The sequence below is a fragment of the Methylobacterium pseudosasicola genome (genome assembly GCF_900114535.1).
Classification (GTDB): Bacteria; Pseudomonadota; Alphaproteobacteria; order Rhizobiales; family Beijerinckiaceae; genus Methylobacterium; species Methylobacterium pseudosasicola.
Window position 1 is genome coordinate 21320 of the sequence record NZ_FOTK01000010.1, and the last position, 20039, is coordinate 41358.

The 20039-nt window shown below is 70.0% G+C and carries 15 protein-coding genes and 1 tRNA gene; 4 read left to right on the top strand and 12 right to left on the bottom strand.

What is annotated here, in order from left to right; genetic code table 11:
* Positions 1-38 precede the first annotated feature (38 nt).
* The 12 genes from BM228_RS12025 to BM228_RS12085 form a co-directional block, all read right to left on the bottom strand.
* Positions 39-2291, bottom strand: coding sequence for a xanthine dehydrogenase family protein molybdopterin-binding subunit (locus BM228_RS12025; protein ID WP_092040405.1), 2253 nt, complete (start codon positions 2289-2291; stop codon positions 39-41).
* Between the two features lie 10 nt (positions 2292-2301).
* Positions 2302-2748 carry a (2Fe-2S)-binding protein gene (locus BM228_RS12030; RefSeq protein WP_092040408.1) on the bottom strand — a complete coding sequence of 149 codons (447 nt, stop codon included), beginning with the start codon at positions 2746-2748 and terminating at the stop codon, positions 2302-2304.
* A gap of 136 nt (positions 2749-2884) precedes the next feature.
* Positions 2885-3841: a GlxA family transcriptional regulator gene (locus tag BM228_RS12035; RefSeq protein ID WP_092040410.1), complete on the bottom strand. Its 957-nt coding sequence runs from the start codon at positions 3839-3841 to the stop codon at positions 2885-2887.
* A gap of 304 nt (positions 3842-4145) precedes the next feature.
* Positions 4146-5576 (bottom strand): MATE family efflux transporter, encoded by a 1431-nt coding sequence (locus BM228_RS12040; RefSeq protein ID WP_092040411.1) that lies wholly within the window; start codon positions 5574-5576, stop codon positions 4146-4148.
* 68 nt (positions 5577-5644) lie between these two features.
* Positions 5645-6217: a PaaI family thioesterase gene (locus BM228_RS12045; protein ID WP_092040413.1), complete on the bottom strand. Its 573-nt coding sequence runs from the start codon at positions 6215-6217 to the stop codon at positions 5645-5647.
* Entirely contained in the window at positions 6207-7778 is a 1572-nt protein-coding gene (locus tag BM228_RS12050) for a DHA2 family efflux MFS transporter permease subunit (protein ID WP_092040415.1), read from the bottom strand. Before BM228_RS12050 ends, BM228_RS12045 begins: the two co-directional genes overlap by 11 nt.
* The gene (locus BM228_RS12055; protein WP_092040417.1) at positions 7775-8941 is read right to left on the bottom strand and encodes an HlyD family secretion protein; all 1167 of its coding nucleotides are present in this window, start codon (positions 8939-8941) and stop codon (positions 7775-7777) included. The genes BM228_RS12050 and BM228_RS12055 overlap by 4 nt, the downstream gene beginning before the upstream one ends.
* Before the next feature lie 17 nt (positions 8942-8958).
* Positions 8959-9444 carry a winged helix-turn-helix transcriptional regulator gene (locus BM228_RS12060; protein ID WP_092040420.1) on the bottom strand — a complete coding sequence of 162 codons (486 nt, stop codon included), beginning with the start codon at positions 9442-9444 and terminating at the stop codon, positions 8959-8961.
* Positions 9445-9785: 341 nt separating this feature from the next.
* A tRNA-Gln gene (locus BM228_RS12070) sits at positions 9786-9860 on the bottom strand.
* Positions 9861-9990: 130 nt separating this feature from the next.
* Positions 9991-11568, bottom strand: a complete 1578-nt coding sequence (locus BM228_RS12075) for an aldehyde dehydrogenase (NADP(+)) (protein WP_092040422.1) — start codon at positions 11566-11568, stop codon at positions 9991-9993.
* A 59-nt stretch (positions 11569-11627) separates the two neighbouring features.
* Entirely contained in the window at positions 11628-13298 is a 1671-nt protein-coding gene (locus tag BM228_RS12080; protein ID WP_092040425.1) for a thiamine pyrophosphate-binding protein, read from the bottom strand.
* 152 nt (positions 13299-13450) lie between these two features.
* On the bottom strand, positions 13451-14131 hold the full coding sequence (locus BM228_RS12085; protein ID WP_092040428.1) for a GntR family transcriptional regulator: 681 nt from the start codon (positions 14129-14131) through the stop codon (positions 13451-13453).
* A 768-nt stretch (positions 14132-14899) separates the two neighbouring features.
* Between BM228_RS12085 and BM228_RS12090 the strand changes: the two genes are divergently transcribed.
* The 4 genes from BM228_RS12090 (at position 14900) to BM228_RS12105 (ending at position 19894) form a co-directional block, all read left to right on the top strand.
* Positions 14900-15619 (top strand): ribonuclease activity regulator RraA, encoded by a 720-nt coding sequence (locus BM228_RS12090; protein ID WP_092040651.1) that lies wholly within the window; start codon positions 14900-14902, stop codon positions 15617-15619.
* A gap of 61 nt (positions 15620-15680) precedes the next feature.
* Positions 15681-17054, top strand: a complete 1374-nt coding sequence (locus BM228_RS12095; protein WP_092040430.1) for an MFS transporter — start codon at positions 15681-15683, stop codon at positions 17052-17054.
* On the top strand, positions 17054-18784 hold the full coding sequence (araD, locus tag BM228_RS12100) for an L-arabinonate dehydratase (protein WP_092040432.1): 1731 nt from the start codon (positions 17054-17056) through the stop codon (positions 18782-18784). Before BM228_RS12095 ends, araD begins: the two co-directional genes overlap by 1 nt.
* Before the next feature lie 105 nt (positions 18785-18889).
* Positions 18890-19894: an SMP-30/gluconolactonase/LRE family protein gene (locus tag BM228_RS12105; protein WP_092040435.1), complete on the top strand. Its 1005-nt coding sequence runs from the start codon at positions 18890-18892 to the stop codon at positions 19892-19894.
* Positions 19895-20039 lie beyond the last annotated feature (145 nt).

Sequence of the window (20039 nt, forward strand, 5' to 3'; positions counted from 1 at the left end):
GTCATCCAAACCCTCCGAACTGCGTGATCGGCCTGAACCTACGCGCCGGACAGGCGCGCTTTGGCCAATGGCAGGCTGCGCAGGCGCTGCCCGCTCAGCACCGCGACAGCGTTGACGACGGCGGGCGGCACACCGGGCAGCCCCGGCTCGCCGATGCCGCCCATCGGTGCCCCGCTCTCGACGATCCCGACATGCACGAGGGGCATCCGCGCCCGGTCGAGGATCGGATAGGCGTCGAAATTCCGCGCCTGCCGTTTCCCGCCTTCGTAGACCACCTGCTCGAGCAGGGTGGAGGAGAGGCCGAGCGCCGCCGCACTCTCCACCTGCCGTTTCACGATGGCCGGGTTGACCACGCGTCCCGGATCGATGGCGATCCAGAGGTCGTGGACCCGCGCCTCCCCGTCCTTCAGCGAGACCTCCGCGATGGTCGCGGTCTCCGATCCGAAAGGCGAGGCCATCGAGACGCCCCGCGCCCGGCGCGTGCCGTCCTCCGCCGTAAACGGACCGCGCTTCCAGCCGCCGGCGAGGTCGGCCACCGTTTGCAGCAGCGTGCGGTGGCGCGGGCTCTCCTGCACCAGCGCCAGGCGGAGCGCGAACGGGTCCTTGCCCCCGGCCTCGGCGATCTCGTCCAGAAAACTCTCGTAGAAGAAGTCGTTCATCGAGTGCCCGACGGAGCGCCAGAAGGCGATCGTCACTGGATGGGCCACTTTCACGTAGTCGAGCCGTCGATTCGGGATCGCGTAGGGTTTCTGGTCCAGGCCTTCGACCACGGACGAATCGATCGGTGACTTGAACAGCGCGCCGAACCAGCGCCCGATCGGCCCCTCGCCCACGGCCGTCGTCTGAAGCGCGATCGGCATGCCGTCGGGTCCCAGCGCCGCCTTGAAGCGGGCGAAGCTGAGGGGGCGGACGGCATCCATGCCGAACTCCTCCTCGCGCGACCACAGCACCCGCACCGGCCGCCCGACCGCTTTCGCGAGGAGGATCGCTTGCGGGAAGGGGTTGGCGGGCCCGTAGTAGAAGTGGCGGCCGAAGAAGCCACCGAGCATCGGCGAGTGAATGCGGACCTTCTCCGGGGCGATCCCGGCGGTCTTCGCCGCAACCTGCTGGAACAGCTCCGGCATCTGGTTCGGCAGCCAGAGGTCGAGGCTCCCGTCATCGGTGAAGCGGGCCACCGCCGAGGGCGGTTCGAGCTGCGCATGGGCGAGGTAGGGCGCGTCGTACGCGGCCTCCACGGTTCGGGCGGCGCGGGAGAAGGCCGCCGCGACGTCGCCTTCCTGCTCGGCGGGGAGGCCTTTCTCGGTCGCACCCTTCAGGGCCGCCAGCATCCCCGCCGAGGAGAAGGAGGCGGAGACCGTGGCGATGCCCTCCTGCGCCGGCTCGGTCCAGGTCACCGTCAGGGCTTCCGCGCCCTTGCGCGCCCGCCACCAGGAATCGGCGACCACCGCGACGGCGCCGGGAAGCCGGTGGATGGCGTGGATGCCCGGCATCGCCTTGACCTCCGCCTCGTTGCGGATGCCGACCGGCTCGGTGCCGAGATGGGGCGCGTGCTGGACGGCCGCGTGCAACATGCCGTCGAGGCGGATGTCGATGGCGTAGACGGCCCGGCCCGTGGACTTGTCCCGCATGTCGAGGCGCGGGACCGGCTTGCCGATCCAGCGGAAATCCTTCGGGTCCTTCAGGGACACCTCGTCCCGCGGCCGCAGGGCCAGGGCGGCGGCGGCGAGCTCGCCGTAGCCCACGGAGCGGCCGGAGGCGGCGTGGATCACCCGGCCGTCATCCGTGGTCAGGCTGTCCTGCGGGACGGCGAGCTTCGCGGCGGCGGCGCGGAGGAGCATCTCGCGGGCCGTGGCGCCGAGGCGGCGCATCGCGTCGTAGCTGCTTCGGGTGGAGAAGCTGCCGCCGGTCATGCGCAGCCCGTTGACGACGGCGTAATCGGGACCTGGGGGCGCGCATTCCACGGCGAAGCGGGCGGGATCGAGGTCGAGTTCCTCGCCGATCGTCTGAGCGAGGCCGGTATTGATGCCCTGTCCCCCCTCCACGAAGGGGCTGAGCAGGCGCACGTCGCCGTTGGGGCGGATCTCCAGGAAAGCGGCGACCCGCGTGCCCGGCTTCGGGGCGATGGCGGCGGCGCCTTCCTCCTGGGCCCGCGCCTGCGTGCGAAATCCGACCCCGAGGGCTAGGGCACCGGCCGCGACGCCGAGGATGCCGCGGCGGGAGAGGTTGCGGACGGGCTCCGGCTCGGAAGCACCGCGCTCAGCTTTGAGCGAGACGGGCGTGAGATCGTTCATGGCCGCCTCCTCACGCCGCCGCCCGCCGCACCGCGGCGGCGATGCTGTTGTAGGTGCCGCACCGGCAGAGATTGGTCATCGCGTCGGCGATGTCCGAATCCGTCGGCTTGGACGTCTGCTTGAGGAGGCCGGTGGCCGCCATGACCTGCCCGGACTGGCAATAGCCGCATTGGGGCACCTCGATGCCGACCCAGGCCTCCACGACCCTGCGGCCGACCGGATCGGCCTCGATCGCCTCGATGGTGGTGATCGCTTGGTCCCCGGCGCTGTCGATGGGAAGCTGGCAGGACCGGATCGCCTGCCCGTCGAGGAGCACCGTGCAGGCGCCGCACTGGCCGATCCCGCATCCGTATTTCGTCCCCGTCAGCCCCAGCGTATCGCGCAGCACGAACAACAACGGCGTGTCGGGCTCGGCCTCGACCTTATGCTCACGACCATTGATTTTCAGGGCCACCATGATCGGATTCTCCGTATCCAGCGAAGTTTCCAAGTCTTCGTATGGATGTGGAACCCGGTCGCATACGCCATAAAGGCCACGTTTTCGGACATGACCGATCGGCGAAGGGGCGGCCCGCGCAGCAAGGCCGGTCCCCTCACAGCACGGCGAGGGGGCCTGCCGCCCGTCGGACGACCCGTGGCGCCTCGCCATAGACCCGGACAAAGGAGCGGCGCAGCCGCTCGCGGTTTGCGAATCCGACCTCGCGCGCAACCTGCTCGACGGGCAGGCGGCTCTGCTCCAGCAGGAGCTTGGCGGCCTCGACGCGAATGGTCTCGACCGCCTTCGCGGGGGACGTCCCGGTCTCGGCCCGGAAGAGCCGGGTGAACTGGCGCGGGCTCAAGCAGGCCTCGGCGGCCAGGGCGTCGGTCGTCAGCGGCTGCTGGAGGTTCTGCCGCGCATAGGCGAGGACGCCTTGGATGCGGTCGGTCCGCGGATCGACATCGAGCAACGCCGAATGCTGAGCCTGCCCGCCGGCCCGCCGCCGCTCCATCACCAACCCCCGCGCGACGGAATTTGCGATCTCCCGGCCATGGTCGCGCTCGACCATCCCGACGGCGAGATCGATCCCGGCCGACATCCCCGCGGAGGTCCAGATATGGTCGTCGGCGATGTAGATCTTGTCGATCTCGAGCCGACTGTCCGGATAGCGCTCGCGAAACTGCGCCGCGTAGCGCCAATGCGTCGTCGCCCGGCGACCGTCGAGCAGGCCCGCATCGCCGAGGATGAACGTTCCGAGGCACAATCCGGCCAACCGGCGCGTCGAGGGAACGGCCGCCCGCAGGGACGCGGCCAATCCGGGGGTGAGCTTCGGGATGGTCACGCCGGCTGCGATCAGGATCGTGTCGAAGCCGTCCTGTTCCCCCAGCGCCTCGGTATGGACCGCCGCTCCCAGACCGGACGGGACCAGGCCGCCGCGTTCGGATACGAGCTGCACGTCGTAGACCGTCTCGCCTGCGTAGCGGTTGGCCACCAGGAAGGCCGATGTCACGGCCAGGCTGATGAAATCGAAATCGGTGCAGACGAGAACGCCGATCCGTCTGGCCACTGCCATTGCTGTCGACTCCGATTGAAGATTACCGAATACTTGACGGATGGAGCTTGAGGCAATCGCAACGGCCGGAATCCCGGCCTCTTTGCCTCGGAATCCCATCGCGACGGGCGTCGGTTTTGGGAGCCACGGCGCCGCTCAGATCAGCCGACGCTGCTGCTGCTTTTGCCTGAACAGTCCGCTCTCATGCGGTGAGCTCTCGGGAGCGCATAACTTGAGCGGATCACCTGGAATTTCGGGGATCGGACGCGATAATCTTGCATGCCCAGTTCAGCCGGATACCCATACTGTCCGCACGTGTCGGCCATCAGTCTTTGGGCGAGCCGGCTTGACGAGCGGTCGCCAGAGTCCGGCCGTTCGCGAGCCCGATCGGCGCGTCACGAGTCCGCCCCAGCCACGCACCACGCGCAAGCGCACCAGCATTGACGACCGCAAAGGTGGCCAGAGCCGCCCCGAGGGCGAGGAACAAGCCATCCAGGCCGTAGCCGAGGCGAAGGGCCAGCACGCCGCCGACGAGGGCGACCGTCACCCGCACTAAGCCGGCAACCAGCGGCCAACCCACCTGTCCTGCACCCTGGGCGGCGAAGTAGAGGGCCAGCCCGACGCCGAAGAGGCCGTAGAAGGGGCCGACGATGTGAAGATAGCGCGCGCCCACGGCGAGCATCGCGCTGTCCTCGCCGAAGAGGCGCAGCCAGATCTCCGGCCGGAGCGCGGCGCCGAGCCCGATGCCTTCCGCGAGGAAGCCGGCGATCACCGCGCCTGTCCAGGCCACCTGCCGGGCACGGGCCACGTCGCCCGCCCCCACCGCCGTCCCGACCATCGCGGCCAACGGCGCCCCGAGGCCGAACACCATGGGTACGAGCAGGTATTCGAGCCGCGCCCCCGTGCCATACCCCGCCACCGCCGCCGGCCCGGCCACGCCCACGAGGCCGGTCGCCGTGGCGATGGTCACGTTCGTGGTGGCACTGACGATGGCGGAGACGGCGCCGATCCGCAGGATCGCGCCGAGCGCCCGGCGTGACAGGACCGGCGGCCGGAGGGGCGGATGCAGCACCCCGCGGCCAGCCCAGAGATAGGCGGCGAAGACGACGATCCCGACCGCGTAATAGGCGAGGACCGCCACCGCTCCGCCGACGACGCCGAGTTGCGGCAGCGGACCCAGGCCGAAGATCAGCGCGGGGGAGAGCGGGATGAGGGCCACTGCGCCTGCGCACATCACCCCGGCCGGGAGCAGCATGTTGCCGGTGCCGCGGATCACGGCCGCGAGCGCGTTGAACAGCCAGAGCAGCACGGCGCCGGCGAAGACCACGTCCGAATAGGCGAGCGCCGCGGCCAGCGAGGCTCCGCGGCCGCCCATGGCGGCGTAGAGATGCGGGCCCGACAGAAGCGCCGCGACGGTGGTGAGGGCACCGAGGCCGAGCGCGATCGCCACCGCGTGCCAGACCAGATTATTCGCCTCCGCCAGCCGGCCGCCGCCCAGCGCCCGCGAGACGGCCGAGAGCATGCCGCCGCCGACCGCACCCGCCGAGATCATCTGGACCAGCATCAGCATCGGGAAGACCAGGGCCATGCCGGCCAGGGCATCGGTGCCGAGATGGGCGATGAAGTAGGTCTCGATCAGGCCGGTCGAGGCCTGGGCGGTGGTCATCAGAACGTTGGGACCCGCGAGGCGTACCAAGGTCCCGAGGACCGGTCCCCGAAGCAGGCGCTCCGTGCGCGCATCCCGCGCGCGGGGCATCCCGCTTCCCGGGCCGGGCGGCGCGAGACTCGTCCCGGATCGCTTCGATAGGTCGTACGAACCGCTGGTCATGAGATTCGGGTCCAGGCCGCCAGGACCGGATCGGGGGCTGGGGGCGGGGTGGCGCCCAGACCCTGCAGGTCGAGGAGCAGGCAGGTCGTGCTCGCCGTGGCGCAGAGGCGGCCCGCCCCGTCGCTGAGCTTCGCCTCGGCCACCGCCTGGCGGCGTCCGGCATGGACCACGTCCCCGGTCGCCGTGAGCGGACCCGACGCGGCCGTGACCGCACGCAGGTAGTTCACCTTGATCTCCAGGGTGGTGTAGCCGCGGCCGAGGGGCAGCGTGGAATGCACGGCGCAGCCCAGCACGCTGTCGAGCAGGGACGCGAGCGCCCCGCCATGGACCGAGCCCAGCGGATTGTAGAGGTACTCGCCCGCCCCCATCCGCATCGTCACCCGGCCGGGATCGGCCGAGACGAGATCGATGCCGAGCAGGGCGATCAGCGGCGGCGGAGGGACTTCCCCGGCCATCATCGCCCGCAGGAAGGCGAGGCCGTCGAGGCCGTGGCCGGCCTGTGCCACAACGGCGGGATCGGACCATTCCACGACGCGACGGCGTGGACCGGGAGCGGTATCAGTGGGCATCGGCGACGGGTCCTTTCGGAGGTCCGACCTTGCGCATCAACGGCACGAGGGCGGTGGCCAGGGCGAAGCAGACGGTGATGGCCACGAAGGCGTCGGCGTAGGTCATGGTCTGCGCCTCCCGGTAGGTGAGCGACCAGAGCTGGCGCAGGGCTGCCGCATGGTTGTGCGCCGGGTCGCCGGCGAAGCTCTCCGACATCCGCGCCTCCAGGCCGCGCAGGCTCGCGAGCATCGCCGGATTGGTCGGATTCAGATGCTCGGCGAGCCGGAGGAAGTGCAGGTTGGTGCGGTCGTTGAGGATCGTCGCGCAGGCCGCGATGCCGATGGCGCCGCCCAGGTTACGCATCAGGTTGAACAGCCCGGAGGCGAGCTTCAGCTTGGCCGGGGCGAGGCCGCCGAGCGTCAGCGTCACCGTCGGCGCCACGGCAAACTGCTGCGCGAAGCCCCGCATCGCCTGGGGCCACAGGAGTTCGCCCGACCCCCAATCGTGGGTGATCGGCGTGAACGACCACATGCTCAGCCCGAACAGGCCGAGGCCGAACATCATCAGCCAGCGCAGGTCGACGCGCTTGGCGAGGATCGCGTAGACCGGGATCGCCATTACTTGGAACACGCCGGTGGAGAACACGGCGAGGCCGATTTGGAGGGCCGAGAAGCCGCGCACCCGGCCCAGGAACAGCGGCGTCAGGTAGATCGTGGCGAAGATGCCGATGCCGGTGACGAAGGAGAACAGGCAGCCCAGGGCGAAGTTGCGGCTCTTGAGCGCCGTCAGGTCGACGATCGGATGGGCGTAGGTGAGGCTGCGCCAGAGGAAGCCGATCCCGGCAAGGCCCGAGACCCACGCCGTCGTGCGGATGGTGGCATCCTCGGTCCAGTTCCAGCGGGGGCCCTCTTCCAGAGTGTATTCGAGGCAGCCAAGGAACAGCGCCATCAGCGCGATGCCGAGCCAGTCGGCGGTCTTGAGGAGGGCCGGCTCGGGCTCGTCGACCCGCACCATCAGCGGCACCACGACGGCGACGAAGATCCCCGGCACCAGGTTCACGAAGAACAGCCAGTGCCAGGAATAGTTGTCGGTGATCCAGCCGCCCACCGTCGGTCCGAGGGTCGGGGCCAGCGAGGAGAGCGCCCCGATGGTCGCGGCCGCCACGACCATCTTCTTGCCCGGGAAGAACGCGAAGGCCGTGGTGAACACGGTCGGGATCATCGAGCCGCCCAAAAAACCCTGGAGCGCCCGGAAGGCGATCATGCTCTCGATGTCCCAGGCCCAGCCGCAGAGCAGGCTGGTGGCGGTAAAGCCGGCCGCCGAGACGCAGAACAGCCAGCGCGTCGACATCACCCGGGCCAGGAAGCCCGAGAGCGGGATCACGATGATCTCGGCGATGAGGTAGCTGGTCTGCACCCAGGCGACCTCGTCGGGGCTCGCCGAGAGGCCGCCGGCGATCTCCTTCAGCGAGGCCGAGACGATCTGGATGTCGAGGAGCGCGATGAAGAAGCCGACGCACATCACCGCGAAGGCGAAGACCTTCTGAGCCTCGCTCAGCGGGGCGCGGCCGGCGGCGTTCACCGGGTCAGCGCCCCGACCACGATTGCGGCGCCGGGGGCAGGCTCGTCGCCCCCCGGCGATCCGCCCCGGCGGTCGACCGAGGCCGTCACCGACAGACCCGGGCGCAGGCGCCCGAGGCGGCCGGCCTCGCCGTCGAGGTGGATCCGCACGGGCACGCGCTGGACGATCTTGGTGAAGTTGCCGGTGGCGTTCTCAGGCGGCAGCACGCTGAACTGCGCGCCGGTAGCCGGGGCGAGGCTCTCGACATGGCCGGTGAAGGTCTCGCCCGGCAGGATGTCGGCCACGATGCCGACCCGCTGGCCCGGACGCATGTCGGCGAGCTGGCTCTCCTTGAAGTTCGCATCGACCCAGAGGCCGCCCGCCGGCACAAGGGCGATCAGCCCGGCGCCGGGCGTGGCGTAGGAGCCGGCGCGGGCGCTTCGGTTACCGACCACGCCGTCCGCTGGCGCGCGGATCTCGGTATAGCCGAGGTTGAGTTGGGCGGCGTCGCGCTCGGCCGAAGCCTGCGCGCGGGCGGCCTCCGCCTGCCGGCTCTGCGTGTCGATGACCGCGATCCGCCGCTCGGCCGCATCGAGGCTGGCCCGGGCCTTGGCGACGGCGGCGCTGGCCTTCTTGTCGTCCGCATCGGCCTGCTGAAAGCGCTGCTCGGAGGCGTAGCTCTTCGCCGAGAGCTGCCGGTAGCGGTCGACGTCGAACCGGGTGCGGGCCGCCTCGGCCTCCGTCCCGGCGAGCTCGGCACGGCTCTGCGCGATCACCGCCTCCTGCAGGCGCTTCGTGGCCGCGAGATTGAGGAGCGTCGCGTCCTGCCCGGCCACCGCCGCTTCCGCCCTGGCGAGGGCGGCGCGGTAATCCCGGTCATCGAGGCGGATGAGGAGATCGCCGGCCCGGACCCGCTGGTTGTCCCTCACCAGCACCTCGGCGACGAAACCGGAGACGCGGGGCGCGATCACCGTGACGTCGCCGCCGACATAGGCGTCGTCGGTACTCTCGATGAACCGGCCGGTCTCCCACCAAAAGCGGCCGTAGAGCCCACCGCCGGCCAGCGCCAGGAGCGCGAGGCCCCCCAGCGCCGCCCGCTTGCGCGACAGACGCCGCTTGGGTGCCGCGAGCCCCTCGCGGTCCTCGCCCTTAACGAACGCGTCGATCGTCGCGGCCTCGCTCATCTCCGTGCCCTCCGGTCTCAGATCGTTGTCGGGCGCTCGAAGCGGCGCCGGAGCCTCTCGCTGGCGGCCGGCCCCGCCGCCACGCGGATCCCGTCCTCGAGGGGACGGCCCGTCCGCCGGTCCACCACGACGGGATCGATCGGCAGGCCGGTGGTCGGGTCGGTCAGGATCACGCTCTCACCCTCGGGGGCGAGGTGGCGGTTGCCCCAGGCGAACAGGGTCCAGAGCACCGGCCGGAAATCCCGCCCCTTCGCGGTCAGGACGTATTCGTGGCGGGGCGGCCGCTCCTGATAGAGCCGCCGCTCCAGAAGGCCGGCCTCGCACAGGGCCTTAAGCCGGCGCGTCAGCATGTTCGGCGCGATCCCGAGGCTCTGTTCGAACTGGTCGAACCGGGTCAGCCCGTAGAAGGCGTCCCGCAGGATGAGGATGCTCCACCACTCGCCGACCCGATCCAGGGTGCGGGCGACGGGACAGGGCATCTGGTCGAAGGGTGTGCGCTGCATGCCTCATCCTGGCCGAGTTACTTTCATAATGCAAGTGACTCGGCGCGAGGCGACCCGGATTGCTCTGGGCCTGGGTCAGGCGGAGGTGCGGTCGCGTTGCGCGGTGTGGGACTGGGCGAGGCTCGGGACCATCGCCACACGGGCCGCCTCAAAGGCGCTCCACGGGCCGGCCTCGGGCAGCTGCGGGATCGCCACGTCCTCGCGGTGACCGAAGCCAGCGAGCGCTGCGTCGACAAGCTCACCCTGTGGGCAAGCGCGCGCAACAGCGCAGCGTACAATCGGCCGTGCCGCGGGCGCGGCTGCGAGCCGATTGCAATCAGATCAATGACTGAGCGGAGGCTTGGCTGGGGCGCCAGGATTCGAACCTGGGAATGGCGGTACCAAAAACCGCTGCCTTACCACTTGGCGACGCCCCACCGTGGGCCGGGGCTGTCTAGACGCGCAGCTTCGGCCTGGCAAGCGGTCGGCGGGGCGCGAAGGGCATCGTTTAAGCCGATGGCGCGCGGGTGTGGGCGGCTTGCGCCTGTCCCTGCGCGCCGGGGGCCGTCAGCGGCGTTCGAGGGTGCCGTCGATCCGGCGGGGCAGGCCGAGGGGGTTGGCTTCCTGGAGCGCGGCGGGCAGCAGGGCGTCGGGGAGGTCCTGGTAGCTCACCGGCCGCAGGAACCGGTCGATCGCGAGGCTGCCCACGGAGGTGGTGCGGCCGTCAGACGTCGCCGGGTACGGCCCGCCATGGACCATGGCGTGCGCCACCTCGACCCCGGTGCCGAAGCCGTCCACCAGGATGCGCCCGACCCGGCGCTCCAGCAGCGGCAGCAGATCCCGCACGGCGGCGTGGTCGTCGGGCGTGATGTGCAGGGAGGCGGTGAGCTGGCCTTCGAGATGCTCCAGCACTTTCCGGATCGCCGCGAGGTCGGGGCAGCGCACCACCAGGGCGGCCGCGCCGAACATCTCCTCCTGCAACTCCGGCTCCGACAGGAAGGCGTCCGAATCCGTGGCGAACAGGGCCGCCCGGCCCTGGGTGGCGGAGCCTTCGGGGCCTTCGGCGAGGCGCGTGACCGCGGCGTGGCCGGCCAGCCGCGCGACGCTATCGCCATAGGCCCGGCAGATGCCCGGGGTCAGCATGGTCGCGGCCGGGCTCTCCCGCAGGGCGGCCGTGGCCGAGGCCAGGAAGGCGTCGAGGCCGGGGCCCGGCACCGCCAGGAGCAGGCCCGGATTGGTGCAGAACTGGCCGGCGCCGAGCGTGAGCGAGGCCGCGAAGGCCCGGCCGATCGCCTCGCCCCGGGCCGCCAGGGCGCCCGGGAACAGCAGGACCGGGTTGATGCTGCTCATCTCGGCATAGACCGGGATCGGGCGGGGGCGCTTGGCCGCGATCTCGACCAGGGCGGTACCGCCCCGGCGCGATCCGGTGAAGCCCACCGCGGCGATGCGCAGATCGGCCACCAGCCCCTGCCCGATCGACTGGCCGGCATCGAACAGCAGCGAGAACACCCCCTCCGGCAGGCCGGAGGCGGCGACCGCCTTCTGGATCGCCCGGCCGACCAGCTCGGAGGTGCCGGGATGGGCCGGGTGCGCCTTGACGATCACCGGGCAGCCGGCCGCCAGCGCCGAGGCAGTGTCGCCGCCCGCCACCGAGAAGGCGAGCGGGAAGTTGCTGGCGCCGAACACCGCCACCGGGCCGAGCGCGACCTTGCGCAGGCGCAGGTCCGGCCGGGGCAGCGGCTTGCGGTCCGGCAGGGCCGGGTCGATGCGGATCTCGAAGGCGCTGCCCTCGCGCAGAACCCCGGCGAACAGGCGCAACTGGCCGACGGTGCGGGCGCGCTCGCCCTCGATCCGCGGCCGGGGCAGCCCGGTCTCCTGGATGCAGCGGGTGACGAGGTCGTCGCCGATATCGAGGATGTTGGCGGCGATCGTCTCGAGGAAAGCCGCCCGAGCCTCCGGATTGGTCTCGCGGTAGGTGTCGAAGGCGGCCTCCGCCAGGGCGCAGGCCCGGTCGAGATCGTCGAGGCTGGCGCCGGGGAAATCGGGCTCCAGGGTCTGGCCGGTGGCCGCCTCTATCCCCCGGAACGCGGCCTGCGTGCCTCGCCGGGCCTGAGCGCCGATCAGGTTCTCACCACGCACGGTCATCGTCGACTCCTGTTCGCATCGGGTGCGGGTCCTCCGCACCGGGTCGGTGTTGAGGGCTGTCAGCCCTCTCGGGCCGCCAGGGCCTTCGCGCGGATCGCCGCGAGGGTCATGGTCGGTGTCAGGGCCTCCGGATCGACGAGGCAGTGGATCATCGCCGGAATCCCGGCGGCGAGGCTGCGTTCGAAGGCGGGGGCGAAATCCTCGGTGCGCTCCACGCGCTCGCCGTGGCCGCCGCAGGAGCGGGCCAGGGCGGCGAAGTCGGGATTGCGCAGCTCGGTGGCCGAGACGCGCCCGGGATATTCCCGCTCCTGGTGCATCCGGATCGTGCCGTACATGCCGTTGTCGAGGACGACGACCACGATGGCGATGCCGTATTGCACGGCGGTGGCGAATTCCTGCACGGTCATCATCACGTCGCCGTCGCCCGCGAGCGCGACGACGATCCGCTCCGGCAGGCTGCGCTTGGCCATCACGGCCGCCGGCAGCCCGTAGCCCATCGAGCCCGAAGTCGGGGCGAGCTGCGTGCCGAAGGCGCGGAACCGGTAATAGCGGTGGATCCAGGTCGCGAAGTTGCCGGCGCCGTTGCAGATCACCGCGTCCGGCGGCAGCCGCTCGCGCAGCCAGGTGATCGCCTGGCCGTATTGGAACGCCCCGGGCTTCGGCTCCGGGGCCTCGGACCAGGTGCGGTAGGAGGCATGGGCCTCGGCGGCGCGGCCGGTCCGGGGCGCATCGTAGCTGGGCAGGGCCGCGCAGAACGCCTCCGGGGTCGCCTGGATCGCCAGTTCCGGTTGGTAGACCCGGCCGAGTTCCGTCGGATCGGGATGGACATGGACCAGCGGCAGGCCGGGATTGGGGATGCCGAGCAGGCCGTAGGATTGCGCCGGCATCTCGGAGAGGCGCCCGCCGACCATGAGCAGCAGGTCGGACTCCTTGATCCGGGCCAGGAGCGCCGGGTTCGGCCCGATCCCGAGCTCGCCGGCGAAATTCGGATGGTCGGCGGAGAACAGGTTGGCGCGCCGGAACGAGACCGCCACCGGCACGTCGTGGCGCTCGGCCCAGGCCGCCAGGGCGGTGCGGGCCGATTCGGTCCAGCGCGCGCCGCCGAGCAGCAGAACCGGCCGTCGCGCTTCGACCAGCAGGGCGCGCAGCCGCTCCGTATCGGCGGCTGATGGGGCCGGCTCGGCCGGGACCACGCGGGCCGCGTCGGCCACCGCCGCGACATCGTCGAGCATGTCCTCCGGCAGGGCGATCACCACCGGCCCCGGCCGGCCCTGGAGCGCCACCCGGAAGGCCCGGGCCAGGATCTCCGGGATGCGGGCCGCGTCGTCGATCTCCACCGCCCACTTGGCCAGGCCGCCGAACATCTGCCGGTAGTCGACCTCCTGGAACGCCTCCCGGTCGCGCATCGCCCGGGCGATCTGGCCGACGAACAGGATCATCGGCGTCGAATCCTGGCGCGCGATATGGACCCCCGCCGAGGCGTTGGTGGCCCCAGGGCCGCGGGTGACGAAGCAGATGCCGGGACGGCCGGTGAGCTTGCCGGCAGCCTCGGCCATGATCGCGGCGCCGCCTTCCTGCCGGCAGACGAGCACGTCGATGCCGCTGTCGCGCAGGGCATCGAGCACGGCCAAATAGCTCTCGCCGGGAACGCAGGTGACCCGCTCGACACCCTGGGCGATCAGCTGATCGACGAGCACCTGCGCGCCGGTGCGTGGGGACAATCCGTTCAAGCCGTTTCTCCCTGGCGTTGACGCCGCCCGGAGGATGTTTCCAGGGGCAGCCGGCCGTCCTGTCGCGGCCTTGCGCCTGACCGGTGCCGTATCCTGGGATGCGACTGATATCTCAGTCTCAGGATAGGGCCGCGGGTGGCCGGGTCAACCTGTCAGACCAGAGGCCGGCGGTCGAGGGCTCGACGGGTCATCCGGTCGAGGAGGTCGAACAGCGTCCCGATTCCGGCAAGCGCCCGCTCGACATCGCGGGCGGCGATGCCGGCCACGATCGTCGCGTGGATCCCGGCGCAGTCGAGAAAGCTGGCGGTGGGTTCGTAGGCGTACCAGAAGCGCCGGGACTGGGCGTGGAGCGGGCCCATCGTGTTGGTCAGGGTCGGATTGTAGGCCGCCCCGACCAGCGCCTCGTGCAGGGCGCGCTTGACCCGGAAATAGACTTCGCGGTCCCGGGCGGCGGCGGCCACGAGCAGGTCTTCGGTATGGGTTTGCAGGGTTTCGATGTCGTGGTCCGAGGCGCGGGCGATGACGCAGCGGGTCACGGTCTCGTCCAGCGGGCGCCGGACTTCGAGCAATTCGAGATGCTTGACGATGTCGACCGGGGTGACGAGCACGCCGCGGCGCGGATGGACTTCGACGAAGCCGATCGCCTTGAGCCGGGCCAGCGCCTCGCGGACCGGGGTACGCCCGAGCGCCAGTTCCGCGCCGAGCTCGCCCTCCGACACCATCGCGCCCGGTGCGAGGTGCCGGCTGATGATCATCTGCTCGATCGCGTCGTAGGCGGTCTCGGCCAGCGATCGCGACCGCCGCGCGGCGGTTCCCAGGGCGTCCGTCGTCATGATCCTCGAACCGGTCAACGCATTCCTCATCCGAGAACGACCTCAGGACGTAGCGATCAAGCTTCTCTCGATGGGCGTCACACCTATTCTCCTCAAAATTTGGCGATCAGCGATGGGTCTTGCGAGAAGATATGTCTTAGCCAATGTGTTCGACAGGCATTGGCGTGATGTCGCCGGCCGCAACGGGTGTGGCGCGACGCCCTGGATGACGCCCGAGTCGTGATATCCTCACGGCCGAGCACCCGACCAGGATTGATGCCGCTGTGCTGATTTCTGAAGGAAAACGTTCATTAAAGTCAACTCCGTCACAGTTCACGCAATGGTTTGCGTACAGATCGTCAAAGCCTTCTCAGGTCGAATCGTCGACAAGCCCCAGATCATGCGGGAGCCGCGCATCATCCGATGCCAAGCTGGCGATGCTTTGATTCGCGCTGGGGAGGCCGAAACATTCCACCGGAGCGTGGGAAATGATGCGCTGCATTGTTTCAGCCGCGCATAGCAACATCACGCATCCGAAGCGTCGATTGGCGCGCGATGACAAGCAGAGAAGCTTCGATCGTCTCGCTCGAACCTTATCAAGACGCTTCCGCAAGCGGGGCCGCGTGGGTTCATCGAGCCCGGCTCGCGCTTGGCCCAGTTGACAATGGTTTCAAGGCAGAGCCCTACTCAAGCTCTGAGATATCAGTGGTCGCCCAGGGCGCACCCGCGCCGGTCGGATCCTCGATGATCCGGACATGATGGTGATCGCCGTCATGGGAGGAGATGCGGATGCCCGGGCTGTCCCCTGAGACGCGTGCCAAGCTGAAGACCGTCAGCACGGCGACGCTGATGACCGCCTTGTTCAAGCGCGGCCTGCGCAATCAGATGATCCAGGATGTGCGCCCGCTGAAGGCCGGCGGCGGCACGATGGTCGGCGAGGCGTTCACCCTGCGCTACATCCCAGCCCGCGAGGACCTGAACCCGATCACGGTGTTCCGCGACCGGGCGCATCCGCAGCGCAAGGCGGTGGAGGAGTGTCCGCCCGGCGCCGTGTTCGTGATCGACAGCCGCAAGGATGCCCGGGCGGCCTCGGCAGGCTCGATCCTGGCGACCCGACTGATGGTGCGGGGCTGCGCCGGGCTCGTCACCGATGGCGGCTTCCGCGATGCCGACGAGATCGCCCGGCTCGACATGCCGAGCTACCATGTGCGCCCCTCGGCGCCGACCAACCTCACGCATCACCAGGCCATCGACATCAACGTGCCGATCGGCTGCGGCGACGCCCCGGTCTTCCCCGGCGACGTGATCGTCGGCGACGGCGACGGTGTGGCGGTGATCCCGGCCCATCTCGCCGACGCGATCGCCGACGAGGCCGTCGAGATGACCGCCTACGAGGATTTCGTCACCGAGGAGGTGCGCAAGGGCCGCTCGATCCTCGGCCTCTACCCGGCCACCGACGAGCAGAGTCTCGCCGATTTCGCCGTGTGGCGGAATCAGAACGGGCGCTGACGACGAACGGCACCGATCGGCGCGAAGCCGACGGGACCAACATCGAGATGGGGAGAGGGCTATGTCGGGGGGCATACCTGTGGTCGCGGCGCTGCCGGAGATCGAGCGGCGGACGGTCGCCAAGGTCTCGTGGCGGCTCCTGCCGCTCATCGTGCTGATCTACTTCATCGCCTACATGGACCGCACCAATGTGGGCTTCGCCTCGTTCGGCCTGAACCGGGAGTTCGGCTTCTCGGCGACCCTCTACGGCTGGGGCGCGGGCATCTTCTTCCTCGGCTACGTCATCTTCGAGATCCCGAGCAACGTCCTCCTGGAGCGCAACGGCGCGCGGCTCTGGATCGCGCGGATCATGGTCACCTGGGGCCTAGTCGCGGGCGGCATGGCCTTCATCACCGGCCCGGTGAGTTTCTTGGCGATGCGCTTCCTACTCGGCGTGGCGGAGGCCGGCTTCTTCCCGGGCATGATCCTGTACTTCACCTACTGGTTTCCGAGGCGCTACCGGGCCCGGGTGGTGGCGGCCCTGTTCCTGGCGGTCCCGGGCTCGAACGCCCTCACGGCGGTGATCTCGGGAGCCCTGCTCCAGCTCGACGGGGTACTCGGCCTGCATGGCTGGCAATGGCTGTTCCTCCTGGAGGCGGTGCCCTCGATCCTGCTGGCCTTCGTCGTGCTCGCGCTGATGACCGACCGGCCCGCCAAGGCGGCCTGGCTCGCGCCCGAGGAGCGGACCTGGCTGGAGGAGACGCTGGAGGCCGAGCACCAGAGCACCGTCAGGACGCACGGGCATTTCACGCTCAAGCGGGCCCTGACCGATCCCCGGGTGCTGGCGCTCGCGGCGATCTACTTCTGCATCGGCACGGCGACCTACGGGATCACCTTCTTCCTGCCGCCGATCCTCAAGGCCCTGAAGCTGACCGATTGGGAGACCGGCCTCGCCACCGCGATCCCCTACGTCATCGGGACGGTGGGCATGATCGCCTGGAGCTGGTCGTCGGACCGGCGCGACGAGCGGCGCTGGCACTTCATCGTCGCCGCCCTGATCGCCATGCTCGGCCTCATCGCCGCGGGACCGATGCTGGGCAGCCTCTGGGCGCTCACGGCGATGTCGGTGGCCGCGATCGGCCTCTACGGCACCAAGCCCGCCTTCTGGGCGATGCCGGGGGAGTTCCTGTCGGGACCGGCTGCGGCCGGGGGCATTGCGCTGATCAACGCCATCGCCAATCTCGGCGGCTTCGTCGGCCCCTACGTCGTGGGTTGGCTGAAGGACGCCACCGGCACCTATGAGGCCGGCCTGTATTTCCTCGCGGCCTGTGCGCTCGGCTCCGGGGCGATTACCTTCCTGGCGGTCCGGCCGGTCGCCGCGGCGGCGGATCCGGGGATCGCCGCGGACGACCCAGCCGCTGCCGCGACCGAGCGGGTGAGACCGGAGACCGTCTGATGACCGAACGCAAGAAGACCGTCGGCGATCTGCGCAGCCAGCGCTGGTTCGGCGCCACCGACCTGCGCAGCTTCGGCCACCGCTCGCGCATGCTCCAGATGGGCTACGAGCGCGCCGATTTCACCGGCAAGCCGATCGTCGGCATCATCAACACTTGGAGCGACATCAACCCCTGCCACCTCCACTTCCGCGAGCGGGTCGAGCAGGTGAAGCGCGGCGTGTGGCAGGCGGGCGGCTTCCCGATCGAGCTTCCGGCGCTCTCGCTGTCCGAAAACTTCGTCAAGCCGACCACGATGCTCTACCGCAACCTCCTCGCCATGGAGGTGGAGGAATTGCTGCGCCAGCACCCGGTGGACGGGGCGGTGCTGATGGGCGGTTGCGACAAGACCACGCCCGGCACGGTGATGGGCGGCATCTCCATGAACCTGCCGATGATCTTCCTGCCGGCGGGGCCGATGATGCGCGGGCATTCCGGCGGCAAGATCCTCGGCTCCGGCTCCGACGTGTGGAAATACTGGGCCGAGAAGGAAGCCGGCACCATCACCACGCAGCAGTGGAACGACATGGAGGCGGGCATCGCCCGGACCTTCGGCACCTGCATGACCATGGGCACCGCCTCGACCATGACGTCGATCGCCGAGGCTTTGGGCTTATCGCTGCCGGGCGCGGCCTCGATCCCGGCGGCCGATGCCGACCATCCGCGCATGGCGAGCGCCTGCGGCCGGCGCATCGTCGAGATGATCTGGGAGGATCTGAAGCCGTCCGACATCCTCGACCGGCGCTCGGTGGAGAACGCCCTCGTGGTCCACAACGCGCTGGCCGGCTCCACCAACGCGATGATCCATCTGGTGGCGATGGCGGGCCGGGCCGGGATCCCGATCAAACTCTCCGAGTTCGATGAATTCGCCCAGAAGGTGCCGGTGATCGCCAACCTGCGGCCCTCGGGCGCGTGGCTGATGGAGGATTTCCACATCGCCGGCGGCATCCGGGCGCTGATGGTGCGGCTGTCCCCCCTCCTCCACCTCGACGCCCGCTCGGTCACCGGCGGCACGATCGGCGACGGGCTCGCCGGCATGAGCGTTTACAACGACGACGTGATCCGCCCGCTGGACAAGCCGATCGTCTCCCTCGGCGGCACCGCGATCCTGTACGGCAACCTCGCGCCGCATGGCTGCGTGATCAAGCCGCCGGCCGCGGACCCGCGCCTGCTCAAGCATACCGGCCCGGCCCTGGTGTTCGACGATTACGACGCCATGAGCGCGGCGGTGAACGACCTCGACCTTGATGTCACCCCGGACCACGTCATGATCCTGCGCAATGCCGGCCCGATCGGCGGCCCGGGCATGCCGGAATGGGGCATGCTGCCGATCCCGAAGGTCCTGCTCCGGCAGGGCGTGCGCGACATGCTGCGCATTTCGGATGCCCGCATGAGCGGCACCAGCTACGGTGCCTGCATCCTGCACGTTTCGCCGGAATCGGCGGCCGGCGGCCCGCTGGCGGCCGTGCGCAACGGCGACCTCATCACCGTCGACGTGTCCGAGCGGCGCATCCACCTGCATCTGGACGAGGCCGAGATCGCCGCACGCGTCGCGGCATTCGTGCCGCCGGACCGGGCCTATCCGCGGGGCTACAACCGCCTGTTCACCCAGCATGTGCGGCAGGCGCACGAGGGCTGCGACTTCGATTTCCTGGAGGGGGCGGGCGGCATTCCCGAACCCGAGATCCATTGATCCACGCGCTCCCCGCCGGACGCGATCTCAGCCCGGCGCAAGGCAGGCCGTCGAAAGAGCGGTCCGTCGGCGATGGCCGGCGGCTGATAAGAACAGGGAGGAGACATGGCGATGATCGCACGCAGGGGCCTGCTCGCGGGCGCGGCCCTGCTCGGGGCGGCCCGGGCGGCCGGTGCCGGATGGGAGCCGTCGCAGCGCGTGCCCGATCCGGCCGTCGAGGTGCTCGACCCGGCCTTCGCCAAGTACCGCATCGCCTCCGCCACCGTGGAACGCGTCGCCACCGGCCTGCGCTGGGCCGAGGGGCCGGTCTGGTTCGGCGACATGGGCGCGCTGCTGTTCAGCGACGTGGTCAACGACCGGATCCTGCGCTGGGACGAGGCCTCCAACGCACTCACCGTGTTCCGCAAGCCGTCTTCCTATTCCAACGGCAACACCCGGGACCGGCAGGGACGCCTCGTCACCTGCCAGCACAAGACGCGGAGCGTCACCCGGACCGAGCATGACGGCTCGATCACCACGCTGCTCGACCAGTTCGACGGCAAGCCGCTCAACTCCCCCAACGACGTGATCTGCCATTCCGACGGCGCGATCTGGTTCACCGATCCGGCCTTCGGCCCCAACCCCCACGAGTCGATGGCGGCCCCGGAGCTCCCGGGCAACGTCTACCGGATCGACCCGGCGACCGGGCAGGCGAGCCTGGCAGTAGCGGGTGTCGCGGGACCGAACGGGCTGGCTTTCTCGCCGGACGAGTCGAAGCTCTACGTCATCGAGGCGCGCGCCAAGCCGAACCGACTGATCCGCGTCTACGACGTGGTCGAGAACGGCACCAAGACCGCCAACGGCCGGGTGTTCTACGACGCCGGCACCGGCACGCCGGACGGGTTCCGGCTCGATGTCGACGGCAACCTCTGGTGCGGTTGGGGTATGAGCGAGGCCGAGGACGGCGTGCTCATCCTGTCGCCGCAGGCCAAGCCGATCGGCCGGATCCGCCTGCCCGAGCGCTGCGCCAACCTCTGCTTCGGCGGCCTCAACCGCAACCTGCTGCTGATGACCGCCTCACACTCGGTCTACGCGCTCTACGTGAATACGCGCGGCGCCGGGACCTGCTGACGCGGGTCGCTCGGAGTTCCTCCAAGAGCCGAAACGCGTCGTCATTCCGGGGCCGCACAGCGGAGCCCGGAATCCAGAGCCGCCGAGCTTGCCGGCTTAGAGCAACCCGCGTCGCATCGTTCGGGCTCGCCTGTGGTTCTGGATT

Coding starts and splice junctions, on each gene's coding strand:
- BM228_RS12025 (WP_092040405.1), bottom strand. CDS start 2,291: ATGAACGATCTCACGCCCGTCTCGCTCAAAGCTGAGCGCGGTGCTTCC.
- BM228_RS12030 (WP_092040408.1), bottom strand. CDS start 2,748: ATGGTGGCCCTGAAAATCAATGGTCGTGAGCATAAGGTCGAGGCCGAG.
- BM228_RS12035 (WP_092040410.1), bottom strand. CDS start 3,841: ATGGCAGTGGCCAGACGGATCGGCGTTCTCGTCTGCACCGATTTCGAT.
- BM228_RS12040 (WP_092040411.1), bottom strand. CDS start 5,576: ATGCCCCGCGCGCGGGATGCGCGCACGGAGCGCCTGCTTCGGGGACCG.
- BM228_RS12045 (WP_092040413.1), bottom strand. CDS start 6,217: ATGCCCACTGATACCGCTCCCGGTCCACGCCGTCGCGTCGTGGAATGG.
- BM228_RS12055 (WP_092040417.1), bottom strand. CDS start 8,941: ATGAGCGAGGCCGCGACGATCGACGCGTTCGTTAAGGGCGAGGACCGC.
- BM228_RS12060 (WP_092040420.1), bottom strand. CDS start 9,444: ATGCAGCGCACACCCTTCGACCAGATGCCCTGTCCCGTCGCCCGCACC.
- BM228_RS12075 (WP_092040422.1), bottom strand. CDS start 11,568: ATGACCGTGCGTGGTGAGAACCTGATCGGCGCTCAGGCCCGGCGAGGC.
- BM228_RS12085 (WP_092040428.1), bottom strand. CDS start 14,131: ATGACGACGGACGCCCTGGGAACCGCCGCGCGGCGGTCGCGATCGCTG.
- BM228_RS12090 (WP_092040651.1), top strand. CDS start 14,900: ATGCCCGGGCTGTCCCCTGAGACGCGTGCCAAGCTGAAGACCGTCAGC.
- BM228_RS12095 (WP_092040430.1), top strand. CDS start 15,681: ATGTCGGGGGGCATACCTGTGGTCGCGGCGCTGCCGGAGATCGAGCGG.
- araD (WP_092040432.1), top strand. CDS start 17,054: ATGACCGAACGCAAGAAGACCGTCGGCGATCTGCGCAGCCAGCGCTGG.
- BM228_RS12105 (WP_092040435.1), top strand. CDS start 18,890: ATGGCGATGATCGCACGCAGGGGCCTGCTCGCGGGCGCGGCCCTGCTC.